This window comes from Pseudomonas sp. NFPP12 (assembly GCF_900103205.1).
GTDB classification, from domain to species: Bacteria; Pseudomonadota; Gammaproteobacteria; order Pseudomonadales; family Pseudomonadaceae; genus Aquipseudomonas; species Aquipseudomonas protegens.
The window spans coordinates 1-2,987 of record NZ_FMWW01000018.1; the positions used below are offsets into that span (position 1 = coordinate 1).

Annotated in this window: 2 rRNA genes; both read right to left on the reverse strand. The window is 51.4% G+C overall.

The features are described 5' to 3' along the window. Nucleotides 1-89, reverse strand: a 5S ribosomal RNA gene (rrf, locus tag BLS75_RS31790); the annotation flags it as partial. Between the two features lie 138 nt (nt 90-227). Then, nucleotides 228-2,987: ribosomal RNA gene (locus BLS75_RS31795) — 23S ribosomal RNA — on the reverse strand; the annotation flags it as partial.

Below are 2,987 nucleotides of genomic sequence, written 5' to 3' on the forward strand. Positions count from 1 at the left end.
GGAAACCCCACACTACCATCGGCGATGCATCGTTTCACTTCTGAGTTCGGGATGGGATCAGGTGGTTCCAACGCTCTATGGTCGTCAAGAAATTCGGTAGCCAGTCCGTTGCTTGTGCAACGTGCCAGCGAATGGGTATGTAATAGGTTTGTGTGTTCGCAAACTTTCGGTTTGTATCGTCTTCACACACCGCAACTCGCTTCTTAAGCAAATTGCTTGGGTGTTATATGGTCAAGCCTCACGGGCAATTAGTATTGGTTAGCTCAACGCCTCACAGCGCTTACACACCCAACCTATCAACGTCGTAGTCTTCGACGGCCCTTTAGGGGATTCAAGATCCCAGTGAGATCTCATCTTGAGGCAAGTTTCCCGCTTAGATGCTTTCAGCGGTTATCTTTTCCGAACATAGCTACCCGGCAATGCCACTGGCGTGACAACCGGAACACCAGAGGTTCGTCCACTCCGGTCCTCTCGTACTAGGAGCAGCCCCTCTCAAATCTCAAACGTCCACGGCAGATAGGGACCGAACTGTCTCACGACGTTCTAAACCCAGCTCGCGTACCACTTTAAATGGCGAACAGCCATACCCTTGGGACCGGCTTCAGCCCCAGGATGTGATGAGCCGACATCGAGGTGCCAAACACCGCCGTCGATATGAACTCTTGGGCGGTATCAGCCTGTTATCCCCGGAGTACCTTTTATCCGTTGAGCGATGGCCCTTCCATACAGAACCACCGGATCACTAAGACCTACTTTCGTACCTGCTCGACGTGTCTGTCTCGCAGTCAAGCGCGCTTTTGCCTTTATACTCTACGACCGATTTCCGACCGGTCTGAGCGCACCTTCGTACTCCTCCGTTACTCTTTAGGAGGAGACCGCCCCAGTCAAACTACCCACCATACACTGTCCTCGATCCGGATAACGGACCTGAGTTAGAACCTCAAAGTTGCCAGGGTGGTATTTCAAGGATGGCTCCACGCAAACTGGCGTTCACGCTTCAAAGCCTCCCACCTATCCTACACAAGCAAATTCAAAGTCCAGTGCAAAGCTATAGTAAAGGTTCACGGGGTCTTTCCGTCTAGCCGCGGATACACTGCATCTTCACAGCGATTTCAATTTCACTGAGTCTCGGGTGGAGACAGCGCCGCCATCGTTACGCCATTCGTGCAGGTCGGAACTTACCCGACAAGGAATTTCGCTACCTTAGGACCGTTATAGTTACGGCCGCCGTTTACCGGGGCTTCGATCAAGAGCTTCGCGTTAGCTAACCCCATCAATTAACCTTCCGGCACCGGGCAGGCGTCACACCCTATACGTCCACTTTCGTGTTTGCAGAGTGCTGTGTTTTTAATAAACAGTCGCAGCGGCCTGGTATCTTCGACCGGCATGAGCTTACGGAGCAAGTCCTTCACCCTCACCGGCGCACCTTCTCCCGAAGTTACGGTGCCATTTTGCCTAGTTCCTTCACCCGAGTTCTCTCAAGCGCCTTGGTATTCTCTACCCAACCACCTGTGTCGGTTTGGGGTACGGTTCCTAGTTATCTGAAGCTTAGAAGCTTTTCTTGGAAGCATGGCATCAACCACTTCGTCACCTAAAAGGTAACTCGTCATCAGCTCTCGGCCTTAGAACCCCGGATTTACCTAAGATTCCAGCCTACCACCTTAAACTTGGACAACCAACGCCAAGCTGGCCTAGCCTTCTCCGTCCCTCCATCGCAATAACTAGAAGTACAGGAATATTAACCTGTTTTCCATCGACTACGCTTTTCAGCCTCGCCTTAGGGACCGACTAACCCTGCGTCGATTAACGTTGCGCAGGAAACCTTGGTCTTTCGGCGTGGGTGTTTTTCACACCCATTGTCGTTACTCATGTCAGCATTCGCACTTCTGATACCTCCAGCAAGCTTCTCAACTCACCTTCACAGGCTTACAGAACGCTCCTCTACCGCATCACTTACGTGATACCCGTAGCTTCGGTGTATGGTTTGAGCCCCGTTACATCTTCCGCGCAGGCCGACTCGACTAGTGAGCTATTACGCTTTCTTTAAAGGGTGGCTGCTTCTAAGCCAACCTCCTAGCTGTCTAAGCCTTCCCACATCGTTTCCCACTTAACCATAACTTTGGGACCTTAGCTGACGGTCTGGGTTGTTTCCCTTTTCACGACGGACGTTAGCACCCGCCGTGTGTCTCCCATGCTCGGCACTTGTAGGTATTCGGAGTTTGCATCGGTTTGGTAAGTCGGGATGACCCCCTAGCCGAAACAGTGCTCTACCCCCTACAGTGATACATGAGGCGCTACCTAAATAGCTTTCGAGGAGAACCAGCTATCTCCGAGCTTGATTAGCCTTTCACTCCGATCCACAGGTCATCCGCTAACTTTTCAACGGTAGTCGGTTCGGTCCTCCAGTCAGTGTTACCTAACCTTCAACCTGCCCATGGATAGATCGCCCGGTTTCGGGTCTATTCCCAGCGACTAGACGCCCTATTAAGACTCGCTTTCGCTACGCCTCCCCTATTCGGTTAAGCTTGCCACTGAAAATAAGTCGCTGACCCATTATACAAAAGGTACGCAGTCACAGAACAAAGTCTGCTCCCACTGCTTGTACGCATACGGTTTCAGGATCTATTTCACTCCCCTCTCCGGGGTTCTTTTCGCCTTTCCCTCACGGTACTAGTTCACTATCGGTCAGTCAGTAGTATTTAGCCTTGGAGGATGGTCCCCCCATATTCAGACAAGGTTTCTCGTGCCCCGTCCTACTCGATTTCATGACTAAGAGATTTTCGCGTACAGGGCTATCACCCACTATGGCCGCACTTTCCAGAGCGTTCCGCTAATCTCAAAGCCACTTAAGGGCTAGTCCCCGTTCGCTCGCCACTACTAAGGGAATCTCGGTTGATTTCTTTTCCTCAGGGTACTTAGATGTTTCAGTTCCCCTGGTTCGCCTCTTGCACCTATGTATTCAGTACAAGATAACCATCTTATGATGG